Annotated in this window: 18 protein-coding genes; 9 read left to right on the forward strand and 9 right to left on the reverse strand. The window is 67.0% G+C overall.

The annotated features are described in order from the left end of the window. Positions 1–6 precede the first annotated feature (6 nt). On the reverse strand, positions 7–510 hold the full coding sequence (locus AZC_RS12590; protein ID WP_043879300.1) for a TspO/MBR family protein: 504 nt from the start codon (positions 508–510) through the stop codon (positions 7–9). Positions 511–652: 142 nt separating this feature from the next. Between AZC_RS12590 and AZC_RS12595 the strand changes: the two genes are divergently transcribed. After that, entirely contained in the window at positions 653–1,069 is a 417-nt protein-coding gene (locus AZC_RS12595; RefSeq protein ID WP_012170959.1) for a DUF2177 family protein, read from the forward strand. On the opposite strand, the gene AZC_RS12600 is transcribed toward AZC_RS12595, so the two are convergent. Together AZC_RS12600 and AZC_RS12605 are read right to left on the reverse strand one after the other, a co-directional pair. After that, positions 1,048–1,863 carry a DUF1295 domain-containing protein gene (locus AZC_RS12600; protein WP_012170960.1) on the reverse strand — a complete coding sequence of 272 codons (816 nt, stop codon included), beginning with the start codon at positions 1,861–1,863 and terminating at the stop codon, positions 1,048–1,050. The two genes, AZC_RS12595 and AZC_RS12600, sit on opposite strands and share 22 nt — an antisense overlap. A 31-nt stretch (positions 1,864–1,894) precedes the next feature. After that, positions 1,895–2,575: a ChrR family anti-sigma-E factor gene (locus AZC_RS12605; protein ID WP_244421711.1), complete on the reverse strand. Its 681-nt coding sequence runs from the start codon at positions 2,573–2,575 to the stop codon at positions 1,895–1,897. Between the two features lie 176 nt (positions 2,576–2,751). Between AZC_RS12605 and AZC_RS12610 the strand changes: the two genes are divergently transcribed. The 3 genes from AZC_RS12610 to AZC_RS12620 are packed head-to-tail and all read left to right on the forward strand — an operon-like array spanning position 2,752 to position 6,122. Further along, positions 2,752–4,104 carry an NAD(P)/FAD-dependent oxidoreductase gene (locus tag AZC_RS12610; RefSeq protein WP_012170962.1) on the forward strand — a complete coding sequence of 451 codons (1,353 nt, stop codon included), beginning with the start codon at positions 2,752–2,754 and terminating at the stop codon, positions 4,102–4,104. Continuing rightward, positions 4,101–4,883, forward strand: a complete 783-nt coding sequence (locus AZC_RS12615; RefSeq protein WP_012170963.1) for a DUF1365 domain-containing protein — start codon at positions 4,101–4,103, stop codon at positions 4,881–4,883. Before AZC_RS12610 ends, AZC_RS12615 begins: the two co-directional genes overlap by 4 nt. A 48-nt stretch (positions 4,884–4,931) precedes the next feature. Then, positions 4,932–6,122, forward strand: a complete 1,191-nt coding sequence (locus AZC_RS12620; protein ID WP_244421712.1) for an SAM-dependent methyltransferase — start codon at positions 4,932–4,934, stop codon at positions 6,120–6,122. Between the two features lie 20 nt (positions 6,123–6,142). Here the strand turns inward: AZC_RS12620 and AZC_RS12625 are convergent, their stop codons facing one another. The 6 genes from AZC_RS12625 to AZC_RS12650 form a co-directional block, all read right to left on the reverse strand. Next, on the reverse strand, positions 6,143–7,096 hold the full coding sequence (locus AZC_RS12625) for a cupin domain-containing protein (protein ID WP_012170965.1): 954 nt from the start codon (positions 7,094–7,096) through the stop codon (positions 6,143–6,145). Between the two features lie 12 nt (positions 7,097–7,108). After that, complete coding sequence (locus AZC_RS12630) at positions 7,109–8,362, reverse strand: Zn-dependent hydrolase (RefSeq protein WP_012170966.1); 1,254 nt, start codon at positions 8,360–8,362, stop codon at positions 7,109–7,111. Positions 8,363–8,365: 3 nt separating this feature from the next. Further along, positions 8,366–9,244, reverse strand: a complete 879-nt coding sequence (locus tag AZC_RS12635; protein ID WP_012170967.1) for an alpha/beta fold hydrolase — start codon at positions 9,242–9,244, stop codon at positions 8,366–8,368. 17 nt (positions 9,245–9,261) lie between these two features. After that, on the reverse strand, positions 9,262–10,395 hold the full coding sequence (locus AZC_RS12640) for a pyridoxal phosphate-dependent aminotransferase (protein ID WP_012170968.1): 1,134 nt from the start codon (positions 10,393–10,395) through the stop codon (positions 9,262–9,264). Positions 10,396–10,464: 69 nt separating this feature from the next. Further along, positions 10,465–11,244: an SDR family oxidoreductase gene (locus tag AZC_RS12645; protein WP_012170969.1), complete on the reverse strand. Its 780-nt coding sequence runs from the start codon at positions 11,242–11,244 to the stop codon at positions 10,465–10,467. Between the two features lie 68 nt (positions 11,245–11,312). Then, a complete protein-coding gene (locus tag AZC_RS12650) occupies positions 11,313–12,074 on the reverse strand; it encodes a GntR family transcriptional regulator (protein ID WP_244421713.1) in 762 nt (253 codons plus the stop codon). Between the two features lie 195 nt (positions 12,075–12,269). On the opposite strand from AZC_RS12650, the gene AZC_RS12655 reads away from it, so the two are divergent. The 5 genes from AZC_RS12655 (at position 12,270) to AZC_RS12675 (ending at position 16,862) form a co-directional block, all read left to right on the forward strand. Then, positions 12,270–13,142 carry an ABC transporter ATP-binding protein gene (locus AZC_RS12655; RefSeq protein WP_244421714.1) on the forward strand — a complete coding sequence of 291 codons (873 nt, stop codon included), beginning with the start codon at positions 12,270–12,272 and terminating at the stop codon, positions 13,140–13,142. Positions 13,143–13,153: 11 nt separating this feature from the next. Next, on the forward strand, positions 13,154–13,939 hold the full coding sequence (locus AZC_RS12660; protein WP_081434126.1) for a class II aldolase/adducin family protein: 786 nt from the start codon (positions 13,154–13,156) through the stop codon (positions 13,937–13,939). A gap of 28 nt (positions 13,940–13,967) precedes the next feature. After that, a complete protein-coding gene (locus AZC_RS12665; RefSeq protein ID WP_012170973.1) occupies positions 13,968–15,020 on the forward strand; it encodes an ABC transporter substrate-binding protein in 1,053 nt (350 codons plus the stop codon). A 256-nt stretch (positions 15,021–15,276) separates the two neighbouring features. Then, positions 15,277–16,089: an ABC transporter permease gene (locus AZC_RS12670; protein WP_012170974.1), complete on the forward strand. Its 813-nt coding sequence runs from the start codon at positions 15,277–15,279 to the stop codon at positions 16,087–16,089. Next, positions 16,086–16,862: an ABC transporter permease gene (locus tag AZC_RS12675; protein WP_012170975.1), complete on the forward strand. Its 777-nt coding sequence runs from the start codon at positions 16,086–16,088 to the stop codon at positions 16,860–16,862. Before AZC_RS12670 ends, AZC_RS12675 begins: the two co-directional genes overlap by 4 nt. The last annotated feature ends 4 nt before the right edge of the window (positions 16,863–16,866 follow it).

Genomic DNA, 16,866 nt, shown 5'->3' on the forward strand with positions numbered 1-16,866 from the left:
GCGCCCTCAGCCGTTCAGCTGCCAGAGGGTGAAGTTGAGCACGCTGGCGAACCCCACCCAGGCGGCCAGCGGCACGAGGCAGGCGCCCGCCAGCCGGTCCAGCCGCCAGAAGGCGCCGATGGTCGCGAGGATGACCAGCCACTGCGGGCCGATGTTGAGGACGCCCAGCAGCGGGCTGTGGAGATAGAAGAACATCCACGACCAGGCGGCGTTGAGCACGAGCTGGAGGAAGAACAGCGTTAGCGCCGTCGAGCGTCCGGGCGTCGCCTCCGGCAGGCGCAGGATGCGCCACGCCGCATAGGCCATCAGCACATAGAGCGTCGTCCAAACCGGGCCGAAGATCCAGTTCGGCGGGTTGAACGCGGGCTTCACCAGCCCCGCGTACCAGGGGGCCAGATTGGGGAAGGTGGCGATCTGCCCAAGCACGGAGGCGGCAACCACCGGCAGCACCGCGAGCGCCACCTGCCCGAGACCCTGCGGGGAAAGAAGCCGAATGCGCTGTGCCGTCATCTCATGATCCTCGCTGTATGTCCGGCCCGAAAGCCGCCCGTCCGCGCCGGCGGACCGAAGGTGCTGGAACCGGTTTACCTGATCCGTGGCCCGTGCCCGTCCGTAGCAGACCACCGAAACCCAGCATCCGGGAGACAATGCCGTGGCCCTCTATCTTCTCGCTTATGTATGCACGGCGCTTGTGTTCCTGGTCATCGACGCGGTCTGGCTCACCGCCATGGGCGACCGTTTCTACAAACCCCTGATGGGCGACATGGTTCTGCCCGGCTTCCGCATGGGCCCGGCGATCGCCTTCTATCTCCTCTATGTGGCCGGGATGGTGATCTTCGCCGTGTCTCCTGCCCTCGCCAACGGCAAGTGGACCACCGCACTCATCTTCGGCGCTGCCTTCGGCTTCTTTGCCTATGCCACTTATGATCTCACCAATCAGGCAACCCTGCGCAACTGGCCGCTCGTCCTCACCCTCGTCGATCTGACCTGGGGCACGGTTCTCACCGCATCCGCCTCCACCCTCGGCTTCCTCGCCGCGCGGGCGCTTCACAAGGCCTTCTTCGGCTGAGGGCGCCAGGGCAGGAAGGCGCTGACCCGCTGCTGGTAGGCCCGGAAGGCGTCTCCGCGGCTGCGCATCATGTGCGCTTCCAGAGGCGGAATGCCGGAAAGGTGGACCAGCAGGGCGTACATGAAGGCCGGCCCCACCAGCGTGACGAGCCCCCAAGGATAAGCGTTCAGCCCCTGAAGTCCGATGACCACGTAGCCGAACCAGCCCAGCCACTGGAAGAAATAGTTGGGGTGACGCGACAGTCCCCAGAGGCCGACGTCGCACACCTTGCCCCGGTTGGCCGGATCGCGCCGGAAGCGCGCCAGTTGGGCGTCGGAAACCGCCTCGCCAAGGATGCAGGAGACGAGCAGCACGGCTCCGGCGAGGTCCATTGCGTTGATCCCCGGCGCCGGATTGCGGGCCGCGGCCAGCACAGCAAGCGCGAGCAGAAAGCCGCTAAGCGCCTGGATCTGGAGAAAGAGGAATAGCTCGCTGGCCGCCTTATCCCCCCACAGGGCGCGCAGATGCGCATAGCGTGGATCATCCCCGCCGCCCCGGGTGCGCCCGGCGATGTGCCCGCCGAGCCGCAACGCCCAGAGCGCCACGAGGCCGGCCACCAGCCATTGCCGCGGGGTGGTCCCGCCGTCCGGCCAGATCGGGGCGAGGGCGGCGAAAAGCCCGGCCCCACCGAGGGTGAAGGACCAGATGCTGTCGATCCAGCCCGACTGGCGCGTTGCCTGCGCCACCGCCCAGGCCAGCGACATGGCGAGGGTGAAGATCGCCGCCAGCAGCAGAAGGAGCACGGGATAGGTCATGCGGGCCGTTTCCCTCTTGATGCCGCGATCGTCAGAATCCCACGAAGGGCTGCATGAGGCGGCCGATGACGCCGCTGAAGCGCATGCTGCCCTCGATGGCAGCGACGCAGATGCAGTCGCCCTCGGGCCCGGCCACCGGCTCATGGTCGAGGGCGCTGTCCGCCTCGCAGAAATCGCCCGGCCGGTAATCCTGATGGCCGTCCGAGAAGGAGCCGTGGATCACCTGCGTGAACTCTGTGCCGGTGTGCCCATGCTCGGGAATCTTGGAGCCCGGCGCGATCCGCAGCAGCCGGGCGCCGGTGAAGCGATGACCCGGCAGCAGAATGTGCCGGGCCTTCACGCCCGGCCCGAGCCAGCGCCATCGCCCGAAATCATAAGCTCCGAGAACGGACGGCAGGTCCACGTCCGCGGGCTGCCGGCGCGCCGGACGGCTGCGGGGCGGCGGCGGGGCGGGGGCATCCGCGCGCGCCTGCGTCTCGATGAGCGCAGCGTCGGACATTTCCGTGGGCGGAAGGGCGTCAAGAAGGGCGCCGCCTGCGGCTGCAAAGACCCGCAGCCGCTCCCGGCAATGGGAGCAGAATGCCAGATGGCTCTGGGTGACCACCGCCGGTCCGACCTCAAGCCGCCCCGCCGCATAGGCCAGCAGCGTCTCGTCGCTCGGGTGATGGAGCACCTGACGCCCGTTCACGATGCCTTTGTCTTCGCCTGTCACGCTTCCGCTTCCCGCGCCCTGCGGCGCTACATGTGTCGCGAATTTTCTACGGCGGGTGGCGTGATCTGGATCAGCGCGCGGGCAAGTGATCCGGCTTTGGAACGCTGACGTAGGAACAGACAAGCTGACGGCTTCTCCGGCGGCGCAGGCCCGCTCTCCAAAACAAGGTCATATCAATGAGTTCGCTGCGTGCACCCGGAGCCGACCGCCCCCTGCGCATCGCCGTCATCGGCAGCGGCATCTCCGGCCTGTCAGCCGCCTGGCTGCTGTCTTCGCGCCACGAGGTGACACTCTATGAGGCGGACCGGCGCATCGGCGGGCACAGCAACACTGTGGACACGCCGGCCGGCCCCGTGGACACCGGCTTCATCGTCTATAACGAGGCGGCCTATCCCAATCTCACGGCCCTTTTCGCCCATCTGAACGTGCCCACGAAATGGTCGGACATGTCGCTGGGCGTCTCCCTCGATCGGGGACGGCTTGAATATTCCGGCGACAGCCTGCGCAAGCTGTTCGCCCAACCCGCCAATCTGGTGAGCGGGCGCTTCTGGACCATGCTGCGTGACCTACTGCGCTTCTATCGCGAGGCCCCGGCCGCGGTGGCCGCGCTGGAGGATACGCCCCTTGACGTCTATCTCGCCGCCGAGGGCTACAGCGCCGCCTTCCGGGACGACCATCTCTATCCCATGGCCGCCGCCATCTGGTCGACGCCGGCGGCGGAGATCGGCGCCTATCCGGCGGCCGCCTTCATCCGTTTCTGCATCAATCACGGTCTGCTTCAGGTGCTCAACCGGCCGCTCTGGCGGACGGTGGACGGCGGCAGCCGGGAGTATGTCCGCCGCCTGCTCGCCCCCTTGGGCGACCGGGTGCGGGTGGGGTGCGCCGTGCGCAGCGTGCGCCGCGTTTCCGGTCTGGTGGACGTGACGGACCAGTCGGGCAACCGCGCCTTCTTCGATCACGTGGTCATCGCCACCCATGCGGACCAGGCGCTGCGCCTGCTCACCGACCCGACGCTGACCGAGCGCCAGTTGCTCGGAGCCTTCCGCTATTCCACCAACGAGGCCATCCTGCACCGGGACACGTCTCTGATGCCAAAGCGCAAGGCCGTGTGGTCTGCCTGGAACTACATGTCGGAGCGGGATGGGGACGGCGCGCGCCTCTCCGTGACCTACTGGATGAATCGTCTTCAGGGCCTGCCCATGGACCAGCCCCTCTTCGTGACCCTCAACCCGCCACGCGAGCCGCGCGCCGGCACCGTGCTGCGCCGCGAGACCTATACCCATCCCACCTTCAACACCGAGGCGATGGCGACCCAGAAGCAGCTCTGGACCATTCAGGGCCAGCACAACACCTGGTATTGCGGCGCCCATTTCGGGGCCGGCTTCCATGAGGACGGCTTGCAGGCGGGCCTCGCCGTGGCCGAGGCGCTCGGCGGCGTGCGGCGGCCGTGGACCGTGGCGAACGAATCCGGCCGCATCTTCCTCCAGCCACGTGAAGCGGCCATGCCGGCACTGGAGGCAGCCGAATGATGCCCCCGGCCTCGGCCCTCTATTCCGGCACGGTGGTGCACCACCGGGTGCGGCCCCGCGCCCATCGCCTCAGCTACAAGATGTTCTCGCTGCTGCTGGACCTCGACGAACTCGACGCGCTCGATGGGCGGCTGCGCCTCTTCTCGCGCAACCGGTTCAACGTCTTCGGCTTCCGCGACCGGGACTATGGCGACGGATCGCGGACGCCGCTGCGGGTGCAGGTGGAGCGGCATCTTGCGGCCGCCGGCATCGCCTTCGATGGCGGGCCGATCCGGCTGCTCACCATGCCGCGCATCCTCGGCTATGCCTTCAATCCGCTCAGCGTCTATTTCTGCTACCGCCGCGACGGGGGTCTGGCTGCGATCCTCTATGAGGTGAACAACACCTTCGGCGAGCGGCACAGCTACCTGCTGCCGACGGACGATCCGTTCGCGCCGACCATTCGCCAGCGGACGGACAAGCGCTTCTTCGTTTCGCCCTTCATGGACATGGACCTGACCTACCAGTTCCGCGTGCAGCCGCCGGGCGCCCGGGTGGGCATCGGCATCGCGACCCGGGACCGTTCGGGGCTCGTCCTCTCCGCCACGCTTGCATCCACACGGGTTGAACTGACGGACAACGCGCTGCTCAACGCCTTCTTTTCCTGTCCGCTTCTGACCCTTAAGGTGATCGGTGGCATCCATTGGGAAGCCCTTCAGATCTTTCTGAAGGGCATCGGGTTGAGGCACCGCCCCCCTCCGCCCGTCCACCCCGTCACGGTTGCGCGTTCCGACACATGAGGGTTCTGGCGGAAAATGTCGGTAGAAAGTGAACACCGCGGCGCCGTCGTGTCGCGTGAAGCCCCCGCGCGGGGCATCGGCCCCTTCATCCTGAAGCGCCTGCTGTCGCGCCTGTCCCGTGGGCGGCTGACGGTGATTCTCCCCTCCGGCGGGCGGATCGAGAGCGCGATGCGCGCGCCGGGGCCGGAAGCAACCCTCGTTCTCCACAACTGGCGCACCTTCCGCCGCTTCGCCGCGCGCGGGCAGGTGGGCTTTGCCGAAGCCTATATGGCGGGGGAATGGAGCAGCTCCGATCCGGCGGCGCTCATCGAGCTTGCGGCCATCAATATCGAGCGGCTGGAGGCGGCGCTCAGCGGCTTCTGGCCGGTGCGGCTCGCGCGTCGCCTCACCCACGCCCGGCGCGCCAACACAAAGAAGGGCAGCCGGAAGAACATCTCCTTCCACTACGATCTCGGCAACGATTTCTACCGCCTCTGGCTCGATCCCTCGATGACCTATTCAAGCGCCATCTTCGAGCCGCCGACGCTCTCCCTCGAGGAGGCACAGGACGCGAAGCTCGCCCGGATCGGTAGCTGGCTCGATATCGGTGCCGCGGGCACCCGCATTCTTGAGATCGGCTGCGGCTGGGGCGCGCTCGCCTCCAAGCTCGCGCACATGGGTGCCCATGTGACCGGACTGACCCTCTCCAAGGAACAGCTTGCCTTCGCCCAGGAGCGGATCGCGCGCGAGGGCATGGCCGAGCGCGTGGACCTGCGCCTTCAGGATTATCGCGATGTGGTGGGGCAGTTCGACCGCATCGTCTCCATCGAGATGCTGGAGGCGGTGGGCGAGCAATACTGGCCGGTCTATTTCGGAGCCATCAAGAAGCATCTCGTGCCCGGTGGCGTCGCGGTCCTGCAAGGCATCACCATCGACGAGCCGCGCTATGAGGGCTACCGCGCCAATCCGGACTTCATCCAGCACTATATCTTTCCCGGTGGCATGCTGCCGACCAAGGAGATCATGGCCGCGCAGGCGAAGGCGGCGGGCCTCGTGCTGGAGAAGGTGGAGAGTTTCGGCCTCAGCTATGCCATGACGCTCGCCGAATGGCGCCGCCGCTTCCTTGCCGCCTGGCCGGCCATCGAGAAGATGGGCTTCGACACCACCTTTAAGCGCCTCTGGGAGTATTATCTCGCTTATTGCGAGGGGGGCTTCCGCGCCGGTGTGATCGACGTTTCGCTCTATCGCCTGCGGGCCTGAGGGGGCATCGCCCCCTCTTCTCACTCCAGAAACTCGAACCCCATGGTGCGGGCGTGATAGTGCAGCCCGCCGTCCTGCACGATGAGGAACAGCGCCCTGCTGTCGCCGCCATTGTGATGGGAATGCGGGGCGCCGGGCGGCGTCACCAGCGTCGCGAAGGGCGACCAGTCGCAGCGCACGCCGCCAACCATGGAATAGCTGTCGTCCCCGTTCAGCACGAGGGTGAGCGCCGCCGAATTGTGCCGGTGCGCTTTCTGGTGCGTCTTCGGGGGCAGGGTGTTCAGCGACAGCGTGAGCGTCGGCAGGATGTTGCGCGCCGCCTGCTGGCGGTCGGAGGAGAAGATCAGCGCCATGCCCGAGGTCTGGGCGTTTGGCGCCGCGCCATAGATGATCTCGATCTGCCGGGCGATCTCGGCGGCCGGATAATGCACGGGATCGACCGGGCGGGCCTCTTCCGTCGGCCGGCGGTCGGCATCGAAGGCAAGCTGAGGCTCGTTCGTGACCACCCAGAGCACGGTGCGCGTGGCGGCCTCTAGCGCCGCCGGCGCGCCGGTGAGCAGGAACACGTCGCCCTTGGCGAACGCAATGGTCTCGCCGCCCTGAACCGCCCGGCCCTTCCCTTCGATGACGTACCAGATGGAGCCGGTGGCCTCGAAATCCGCAACGAGGTGCTCGCCCGCCCCGATGACCGCATAGCGGGCCAGCATGAGCGGCGAGGTCACGGGAAAGGCGCAGCCCATGGCGGCCGACTGGTCGCAGGCGATGAAGCCGGTGGCCGTATCGGCCGAGAGGGCCTGTCGCGCAGGTTCGGTGAAGACGCCGCCGGGGACCGGCGGCAGCTTGATGTTGAAGGCATTGCCCGAATTGAAATAGCGCGCCCGCGCTTCCGCCTCGCTCGCCGGGGCGAGCGCGCTCTGCGGCGGCAGATCCGCCATGTCCATCACGGGCGTGGTGATCTTGGCGGAAGCGGTCATGGGCGCAACTCCTCAGGCAGACGGCATTTCAGAAGAGGCGAGCAGATCGGCCAGGACATCGCAGAGCACCTGCGCGCCAGCCGCCACATGCGCGGGCTCGGACCATTCCGCCTCGGCGTGGCTGATGCCATCGCGGCAGGGAATGAAGATCATCGCCGCCGGCGCGCGCTTGGCGAGGTGGCGGGAATCGTGCCCGGCATAAGAGAGGATGGGCATGGCGCCATAGCCGTGCCGTTCCGCCGCCGCACCGATGGCCTGCTGGAGAACCGGCGAGAAATCGTTGGACGGCTCGTTGACCAGCAGATCGAGCGTCACGGCGCAAGGTGCTGCCTCCGCCGTGCAGATGGTGCGGATGCGCTCGGCCAGCAGCTCCAGCACGGCATTGTCGGGATGGCGCATGTCGATGCTGAACGTGACCTTGCCGGGAATGACCGAGGGCGCGTTGGGCTCCACCTGCACGCGGCCGATGGTGAACTTGATAAGCGCATCATGGGCGCCCACCTGCCGGTTCAGCTCCACAACCATGCGGCCGAAGGCGGCGATGGCATCGCGCCGCTCCGCCATGGCGAGCGTGCCCGCATGGCCCTCGGCGCCGGTGATGGTGATGCGGAACGTGCGCTTGCCCTGCATCCCGGTGACGATGCCGATCTCCTTACCCTGCGCCTCCAGCACCGGCCCCTGCTCGATATGCAGCTCCACATAGGCGCCCACCGGGAACCCCAGCGGGCGTCGGGGCACGTCAGGGAAGCTGGCATGCAGCCGGTCCAGCTCCGCGCCCATGGTAATGCCGGCAAGATCCGTGCGGGCGCGAATCTCGGCCAGTGGACGGGTGGCGGAAAAAGCCTCCGACCCCGTCATGCCGGGGGCGAAGCGGCTGCCTTCCTCATTCATCCAGGCCACCACCACCAGATCGCGCCCGCGTGGCACGCCGGCGGCCGCCAGCGTTTCGGCGGCCTCGAAGGCGGTCAGCACGCCGGCCGCGCCATCGAACTTGCCGCCGGTGGGCTGGGTGTCGATGTGGCTGCCGGCGACCACCGGCGGCAGGCTCCGATCCTCGCCCGGCAAGGTGAGGAACAGATTGCCCGCCGCGTCGGTGGAGGGCTCGAAGCCGAGCGGCCGCGCCCAGTCGAGGATCAGCCGCCAGGCCTCGGCCTCGCCGAGGGTCAAAGCCTGACGATTGACGCCGCCCTGCGAGAGCGCGCCGATCTCGGCCAGCGCCATCAGGCGGTTCCAGACCCGCCCGGCATCGATCAAAGGATAGGCCATTGGTCAGTTCGTCCGCATGATCTGGCCGGGAATGGCGCGGGGATCGCGCGGCAGCCAGCGCCCCGCCTCCACCTGCGCAATGAACTCCGCCAGTTGCGCGTTGAAGGCGGCGGGCTCTTCCAGATTCAGCGTGTGGCCGGTCTTGGGGAAGACGCACAGGCCGCTCGCCGGGATGGTCTTCTTGAGGAAGATGCCCGGCTGGAGGCAATGGTCGTCCTCATCGCCGACCATGATGAGGGTCGGCACGTTCATGGATTTCAGCCCCTCTTCCAGATCCCAGAAGGAGGGGCGGCGGGCCTGAACGCCGCGCATGGTCATGGCCGCGCCGAGGTCCGAATGGGTGGCGAGGCGGTCGGCAAACTCTTTCCAGCCGCGCGGATCCTTGTTCTGGAACTGCACGCGGCTCGCGCCCAGCGCATAGATTTTGGAGAATTCCTTGGCGCCCTGGCGCTCGAAATTGTCCGCCACCTCCCGCGAGACGCCCCGGAAATACTCTTCAAACTCCTTCTCGCAGCCATAGCCGGCCCCGGCCACGGTGAGCGAGAGGGCGCGCTCGGGCGTGCGCAGGCCGAAATGGACGGTGGCAAACCCGCCCATGGAGAGGCCGACGATGTGCGCCTTCCCGATGCCGAGGCCGTCCAGCACCGCCACCGCATCGTCTGCGGCAAGCGCCTGCGAATACTGCTCCATGTCGCTCGGAATGTCGGACGGCGCATAGCCCCGCGCCGCATAGGTGATGCAGCGGTGGCGGCGGGCGAAGAACCGCATCTGCGGCTCCCAGCTCATGTGATTGCCGCCGAACTCATGGACGAAGAGGATGGGGGTGCCCTCGCCCGCCTCTTCCACATGCAGGCGGATGCCGTCCTTCGTGGTCACATGCATGGTGCGTCTCTCAAGGCTCAGAACTGGGGGCCGATGTCGTTGAGCGTGCGGGCGGTGGCGACGAGCGCGGGAAGCTGCGCGCAGAAGGCATCCACCCAGCCCTCCGGGACCGAGGTGCTCACTTTCACGAAGCGGTCGCCGAAGCGCGCCGTGTGATAGGTTCCCTGCCGGATCATCATCTTCTCGCGCCGGGCCGCTTCCACCAGTGCCTCGGGCCGGATGCCGGCGCCGATGGTTTCCAGCACGAGGAAATTGCCGTGCGAGGGATAGACCGGCAACGCGAAGCCTTCGATGGCGGACGCAGCCTCCTTGATCTTCGCCTTGTTGGCGCGATCGATGCGGCGCACCTCTCCCATCCATTCGGGCTTCACCTTCAGCCCCGCCTCGGCCGCCCGCTGGGCGATGACGCTGGCGCCCAGCACGCTGGTCGCCCGCTCGGCGCAGGCCTCCAGCACGGCGGGCGCCGCCACCAGCGCGCCCACGCGCAGGCCGGCAAGACCAAGCCATTTGGAGAAGGAGAGCGAGACAATGGCGCCTTCTGGCGCGGCGAGCAGCGCCGGATAATGCCCATCCGCGAAATCGCGATAGGTGCAGTCGTGCACCAGCATGGCGCCGCAGTCGCGAGCGATGGCCGCGAAGGCCTCGATCTCCTCGCGCGTGTAGCGGATGCCGAGCGGATTGTTGGGGTCCACGAGATAGATGATGGCGGTGCGCTCATCCACCGCCGCTTTCAGCGCCTCGGGCGTGAGGCGATAGTTGCAGGCGGGATCATAGATGGGGATCTCGATCACCTCCGCGCCCGCCTGCTTCGCAAAGAGGCAGGGCCACTTCCATGTGGGATCAGTGGTGACGAAGGTGGTGCCCGGCCGGCAATAGGCGCGGCACACCATGGCGAGGGCGGAGACGCCGCCCTCCGTCACAAGCGCCTCGGCCCCGGGCGTGCCGAGATCCGCGACGATGGCCGCGCGCAGCGCCTCGAAGCCCAGCGGCGGGGCATAGGCGTTGAAGGCGCCTTCCTCGATGGCCGCGATCATCGCCGCCTTCACCGCCGGATGGGCCGGGATGTGATTGGTGTTCTGCCCCAGCCACATGAGGCCGGGCGTGCTGGAGAGCGCATCGAAATAGCGATTGCGCTGGCTGGCGGATGACATGAGCGGTCCTTGGGGCGAGCCGGGAAGGAACGCGGCCGGTGCGGGCCGGCCGCAGGAAAGCGCTGGCGCTCAGATGACCGAGCCGCGGGCCGAGATGCCGCCATCGATGGTCACGTTGGTGCCGGTGATGTAGCCGGCGCGGGGCGAAGCGAGGAAGGCGACGAGGTCCGCCACTTCCTCGGAGGTCGCGGGCCGCTTGCCCGGATATTTGTCGAACAGCTCCTCCCAGCGGCTTTCATCGCCCAGCATGTCGATGGCCTTGCGCTTCATGATCTTGAGCATGCGATCCGTCGCCACCGGCCCCGGATTGACGCCCACCACGCGCACGCCCTCATTGAGGCTCGCGCCGCCGAGCGCCTTGGTGAAGGACATGAGCGCGGCATTGCCGGTGGAGCCGGCGATATAGCTCGCATCCCAGTTCTCGCCGGAATTGCCGATGACATTGACGATCACGCCATCCTTGCCGCGCATCTTCTTATAGAAGGCGCGGGCCAGCGTGATGTAGCCGAAGACCTTGAGATCGAAGCCGCGCCGCCAGGCGGCATCGTCCACGATCTCCAGCGAGCCGGCAGGGATGTCGCCGGCATTGTTGATCAGAATGTCCACATAGCCCACGTCCTCGGCCAGCTTCTCCATGGCCTCGGTGGACGACAGATCGAGCGCATGCACGGTAACGCGCACGCCGTGGGCGGCTTCCAGCTCGCTCTTGGCCTGCGCCATCGCCTCGCCATTGCGGGCGGCCAGATGCAGGTGGCAGCCCTCGGCAGCAAACACCTGTGCCACCGCAAGGCCGATGCCCTTCGAGGCGCCGGTGATCAGGGCGGTCTTGTTCGTGAGGTCCAACTTCAAGGCAGGTCTCCGGGCGAAATGGATATACAATAGCTAGCAAATTGCATACCAACTTGCCTCACTCGCGCTCATCCAAAGGCGGCGAGGAAATCCAGCAAATTATCGCCCAACAGATTCACATGGTCCCGCATGGCCTTGTGGGCCCGCTCCGCATCATGGTCGGCAATCGCCGCAATCACCTCCGCATGCTCGCGCAGGGTATCCGAGATGCGGGTCGGCATCCGGGTGACACGGCGCCGATAAGCGGCCACCTGATTGCGCAGCCGGCGGGTCTGGTCGGCTAGGAAGGCGTTCGCCGAAGCCTCATAGAGCGCCTCGTGAAACTCCTGGTTCACGTCGTAGAAAAGGTCGATGTCCTTTAGGGTTGCGACCTGTTCCAGCTTCTCGTGGATGGCCCTCAGCTTGTCCATCTGGGCCGGCGTGATGCGCCGCGCGGCGAGGCGGGCACACAGCCCCTCCATCTCTGCCATCACCTGAAACATCTCGATCAGCGCATGCGCACCAATTGAGCGCACCACCGCCCCTTGCCGGCCGCGCAGTTCGACCAGACCGCTGGCGGCGAGAAGGCGGAACGCCTCGCGCACCGGCGTGCGGGAAACCCCATAGCGGGCAGCGATTTCCTGCTCATCGAGACGGCTGCCGGGCTCAAGACGCCCGGCGGCGATGGCGGTCTCAAGCTCTCCGCGCAGCTTCTCGGCCAGTGTGGGCGCGGCGCTGCGGAGGCCGTCTTGCCCAAAAGGCGCGCACTCCGCGTCATCCTGTGCACGGATACTGCTCATTCGCGCACTCATTCTCTTCCTCGGTATACATAAAGGCGGGTCGCTCACCACCAGTCTCTCCCAACTCGCCACCGCAAGCAAATGTCGGCGCCGCGTAAGGCCCACATGGCGGGCGCGTTGGCGCCGCCTGCGCCCGGCGCGGTGCTTTCCCTTCCGTTGGCACATCGATTGCTTGGGATGAAGGAAAGCGGCGCGTTTGGCGTATGCGGAAAGTGCCGCTCATTATACATGGTGGAAGGACGGCTTTTGACCCTCGCATCCAGCAGCCTCCCGCTTCCGGCCGAAGCGGCGGGTCCGACGGCCTCGACCTCCGCTGCGGACGCGCGTCCGCTTCTGGAGATGAAGGGACTGTCGAAAAGCTTCGCCAACGTCACCGCCGTTTCCGGCTTCGAGGCCGCCATCGCGCCGGGCGAGTTCGTCACCGTCGTCGGCCCCAGCGGCTGCGGAAAGAGCACCCTGTTCAACATCGTAGCCGGGCTGGAGGAGCCGGACAGCGGCAGCATCCTGCGCTTCGAGGGGCGCAGCTGCCATGCGCGCGAACTTCTGGGCAAGGTGTCCTTCATGCCCCAGCGCGACCTGCTCCTGCCCTGGCGAACGGTCATCGACAATGCCGTCATCCCGATGGAGATCGAGGGCCGCTCGCGGAAGGCCGCGCGGGCCGAGGCGCGCGAGATGCTGCCCGAGTTCGGGCTTGCCGGCTTCGGCGACCAGTATCCGCACCAGCTCTCCGGCGGCATGCGCCAGCGCGTGGCGCTCATGCGCACCTTCATGTTCAAGCGCGAGCTGATGCTGCTGGACGAGCCCTTCGGCGCGCTCGATGCGCTCACGCGCACCATGATGCAGCGCTGGCTGCTGGAGGTGTGGCGCAAGCACCGCCGCACCATCCTCTTCATCACCCACGATGTGGACGAGGCGCTGTTCCTCGGCGACCGCGTGCTCGTCATGTCGGCGCGGCCGGGCCGGGTGAAGCTGGAGCTTCCCGTCTCCCTGCCACGCCCACGCTCCGCCGAACTCGTCACGGACCCGGAATTCGTGCGCCTGAAGCGCATCCTGCTGGAAGCCATCGAGGAGGAGGCCATGAAGTCCTTCCTCGCCCCCGGCGCTTCCGGCACCCACTGATGGATCATCCCATGACCGCGACCGACACCACCGCCGCCTGCCCGGCGCACATGGACCCGAGCGAATGGGACGCCCGCGTCACGCTCGCCGCCTGCTACCGCATGGTGGCCAAGCTCGGGCTGGATGATCTCATCTACAACCACATCTCCTGCCGCGTGCCGGGGCATGAGGACCAGTTCCTCATCAATCCCTATGGCCTGCTGTTCAGCGAGATGACGGCCTCCAGCCTCGTCAAGATCGACATCGAGGGCCGCAAGCTGCAGGAAACGCCCTATGAGGTGAACCTCGCCGCCTTCGTCATCCATGCGGCGCTCCACAAGACAAGCCATGACGCGGTCTGCGTGCTGCACACCCATTCGGATGCCAGCGTCGCGGTGTCCGGGCAGGAGCAGGGCCTCCTGCCGCTCAGCCAGTTCGCGATGCGCTTCTACAACCGGCAGGCCTTCCACGATTACGAGGGAGTCGCCATCGACCTCGACGAGCAGCAGCGTCTGGTGCGCGATCTCGGGCCCCACAAGGTCATGCTCATGCGCAACCACGGCATCCTCACCGTCGGCCGCACGCCGGGGGAAGCCTTCATGCTGCTCTATTATTTCGAGCGTGCCGCCAAGATCCAGCTCGCCATGCAGGCCGCCTGCGCCTCCGGTGTGAAGCTCGTCATGCCCCCGCATGAGGTCTGCGAGCATGCCGCCCGCCAGTTCTGGGAGCTTAAGGGCGACATTCTCGTGCCCGGCGAGCGCGAATGGCCCGCGCTCATGCGCCAGCTCGACCGCGAAGATCCGTCCTACCGCCAATAACAGCCAACACCTTCCGGAGACGAAGACGATGACTGAACGGGTTGAAAAGACGCGCCGCACAGGTCCGAGCCGCCGGCATGTGATGGCCGGCCTCGCCGCGGGGCTTGCGATGATGGGCGGGGCCGGCGCCGCTCCCGCCAGGGCCGCCGATCTCACCAAGGCGACGCTGCGCCTCAAGTGGCTACCGCAGACCCAGTTCGCCGGCTTCTACGTCGCGGTCGCCAAGGGCTATTACAAGGACGAGGGCATCGACCTCACCATCAATCCCGGCGGCCCGAACCTGCTGGCCGAGAACCTCGTCGCCACCGGCGCCGATACCTTCGGCCTGTCGGGCGGCCTCGACAGCGTGTTCGCCGCCCGCGACAAGGGCATGCCGGTGGTATGCATCGGCATCTCCCACCAGATGACGCCCTTCGTCTTCGTCGCCCGCGCCGACGGGCCGGTGAAGACCATCCAGGACTTCAAAGGCAAGACCGTCACCACGTGGTTCACGGGCGCCAACCACGTGCTGAACGCCATTCTCGCCAAGAACGGCATCGATCCGGCGCTCGTGACCATCCAGCCGCAGCAGGTGAGCGTCACGCCCTTCATCGACGGGCAGGTCGATGTGATCACCGCCACGCGCTACAATGAATATTACACGATCAAGACCCGCATGGGCGAAGAGAAGCTGCGCACCTTCGTGGCCGAGGACAGCGGCATCACCTTCCCGCGTGACACGCTGATCGTTTCGGAGACCACCGCGAAGGAGAAGCCGGAGCTGGTGAAGGCCTTCCTGCGCGCCTCCATCAAGGGCTGGAAGGACGCCTTCAACGATCCCAAGGGCGCCGTGGATACGGTGATGGCCATCGCCCCGACCCTCGACCGCGCCCATCAGGAATTCCAGCTCGCCGAGGCCAAGAAGCTGATGGTGGCCGGCAAGGTGCCTGAGAAGGGACTGTTCTGGATCGACATGGATTCCGTGAAGATCACTCAGGACCTGTTCCTGAACGCCAAGGTCATTTCCAAGCCCGTGGACCTCGGCGCCACCTTCAACACAAGCTTCCTCGAAGCCATTCCGCTGGCCGACCGCAAGCCGTGAAGACGTGAGCGGGGCCACCTTCAAAGCCCTCCCCCCTTGCGGGGGAGGGTTGGGAGGGGGGTAGAGCGGGTGCCGCTGGTCCGCCGCCAGTGAATTAGGCTCAAGCCCGCTAGGGCCTCCATGAGGGAGGGCGTCACCCCCCTCCCCACCCCTCCCCCTCAAGGGGGGAGGGAGCAAGTTGAGCCGATGCGGCCCGTCCCTCTTCTTTTCACCTTCTGCCCCGGCCGTGGCCCCGCCCACCGAAGAATAGGAAGCGATGAGCACTTCCAGCCTCGCCCAGCCGGCCCAGCCGCCGTCGGGCGCCTCCCTCCGCCTCCTCCTGCCGCTGCTGCGCGCGTTGCGCGGGCTCGCCATTCTCGTCGCCGTCTTCGCGGCCTGGGAGGCGCTGGTCGTCGCCTTCGCCATCCGCCCCTATTATCTGCCGCGCCCGACCGTCATCTTCGCCGCCCTCTGGCAGACGCCCGCGCCCTATGTGCAGGGCTTCCTGCGCACGCTCAGCGAGACGCTCCTCGGCTTCGTCGCGGGCGGCGTGTTCGGCATCGGCATCGGGCTCCTGTTCTTCCGGGCGCGGGCGCTGCGGGAACTCGTCTTCCCGCTCTTCATCGTGTCCCAGACCATCCCGGTCATCGCCTTCGGCGCGCTGGTGGTGCTGTGGTTCGGCAATACGCTCCTCGCCAAGGCGGCGATTGCCTTCTATCTCACCTTCTTCCCGGTGACGGTGAACACCCTGCTGGGGCTCGAAAGCGTTGACCCGCGACAGGAAGCGCTGCTGCGCTCCTTCGGCGCAAGCCCGCTCCAGTTGCTCACCCGGCTGCAATTTCCCACTGCCCTGCCGCAGATCTTCGTGGCGCTGCGCCTGGCCTCCTCGCTCGCCCTCGTGGGCGCCATCGTCGGTGAATGGTTCGGCGACACCGTGGGCCTCGGCGTGCTGCTCCTTCAGGGCATGTATACGGAGAATGTCGTGAGCATCTGGGCGACGCTGCTCGTCTCGGCCCTGCTCGGCACCGGCTTCTACGCCCTCGTGGCCGCCGCCGAACGGGCCTTCGTCTTCTGGGGGGCTGAGCAATGAGCAGTGCTCCGGAGATGGTCGGCACCGCCCGCCCTCGCAGCCTCACGCTCCAGCGCGGCGTGCTCGGCATCGTGCTGTTCGTACTGGCCTGGGAAGGCATCGCGCGGGGCTTTCACCTGCCGGCCTATACCTTGCCGGCGGTCAGCGACATCCTCGCCAGCATCTATGCCAAGCGCGCGGTTCTTCTCACCGCAGCCGGCTTCACCCTCACCGAGGCGCTGGTGGGTTATGTGCTGGGCGCGCTCATCGGCATCGGGCTCGCGATCGTCATCACGCTGATTCCACCCACGCGCGCCGTGCTCCTACCCGCCGCCACCGCCATCAATTCCGTGCCGGTGGTGGCCTATTCGCCGCTGATCCTGCTGTGGTTCGGCATCGGCATGGGCTCGAAGTTCGTGATGGTGGCGCTGGCGGTGAGCTTCACCGTCTTCCTTTCCGCCCTTGCCGGCTTCGACCGGGTGGACCGACGCTCGGTCGATCTGCTGCGCAGCTTCGGGGCCGGGCGGCTCGCCATCCTGTGGCGTCTGCGCCTGCCCACCGCTTTGCCGCTGATCGCCGCCGGCCTGCGGGTGTCCACCGTCCGCTCGCTGATCGTCGCCATCGTCACGGAGATGCTGGGCGCCTATGGGGGCCTCGGCTGGGTGATCTATCAGGCGGTGCTCCAGATCGACTTCGTGCAGGTGTGGGGCGCCATCTTCGTCGCCTCCGCCGCCAGCCTCGCCTTCTTCGGCCTCATCGGCTTTGCCGAAAAGCGCATCATCTTCTGGAAGTGAAATC

This window comes from Azorhizobium caulinodans ORS 571 (assembly GCF_000010525.1).
GTDB classification, from domain to species: Bacteria; Pseudomonadota; Alphaproteobacteria; order Rhizobiales; family Xanthobacteraceae; genus Azorhizobium; species Azorhizobium caulinodans.

Bases quoted from the DNA above. Each gene is read 5' to 3' on its own strand.
- AZC_RS12670 (WP_012170974.1), top strand. From the start codon at position 15,277: ATGAGCACTTCCAGCCTCGCCCAGCCGGCCCAGCCGCCGTCGGGCGCC.
- AZC_RS12615 (WP_012170963.1), top strand. From the start codon at position 4,101: ATGATGCCCCCGGCCTCGGCCCTCTATTCCGGCACGGTGGTGCACCAC.
- AZC_RS12600 (WP_012170960.1), bottom strand. From the start codon at position 1,863: ATGACCTATCCCGTGCTCCTTCTGCTGCTGGCGGCGATCTTCACCCTC.
- AZC_RS12625 (WP_012170965.1), bottom strand. From the start codon at position 7,096: ATGACCGCTTCCGCCAAGATCACCACGCCCGTGATGGACATGGCGGAT.
- AZC_RS12610 (WP_012170962.1), top strand. From the start codon at position 2,752: ATGAGTTCGCTGCGTGCACCCGGAGCCGACCGCCCCCTGCGCATCGCC.
- AZC_RS12630 (WP_012170966.1), bottom strand. From the start codon at position 8,362: ATGGCCTATCCTTTGATCGATGCCGGGCGGGTCTGGAACCGCCTGATG.
- AZC_RS12665 (WP_012170973.1), top strand. From the start codon at position 13,968: ATGACTGAACGGGTTGAAAAGACGCGCCGCACAGGTCCGAGCCGCCGG.
- AZC_RS12675 (WP_012170975.1), top strand. From the start codon at position 16,086: ATGAGCAGTGCTCCGGAGATGGTCGGCACCGCCCGCCCTCGCAGCCTC.
- AZC_RS12590 (WP_043879300.1), bottom strand. From the start codon at position 510: ATGACGGCACAGCGCATTCGGCTTCTTTCCCCGCAGGGTCTCGGGCAG.
- AZC_RS12640 (WP_012170968.1), bottom strand. From the start codon at position 10,395: ATGTCATCCGCCAGCCAGCGCAATCGCTATTTCGATGCGCTCTCCAGC.
- AZC_RS12660 (WP_081434126.1), top strand. From the start codon at position 13,154: ATGACCGCGACCGACACCACCGCCGCCTGCCCGGCGCACATGGACCCG.
- AZC_RS12635 (WP_012170967.1), bottom strand. From the start codon at position 9,244: ATGCATGTGACCACGAAGGACGGCATCCGCCTGCATGTGGAAGAGGCG.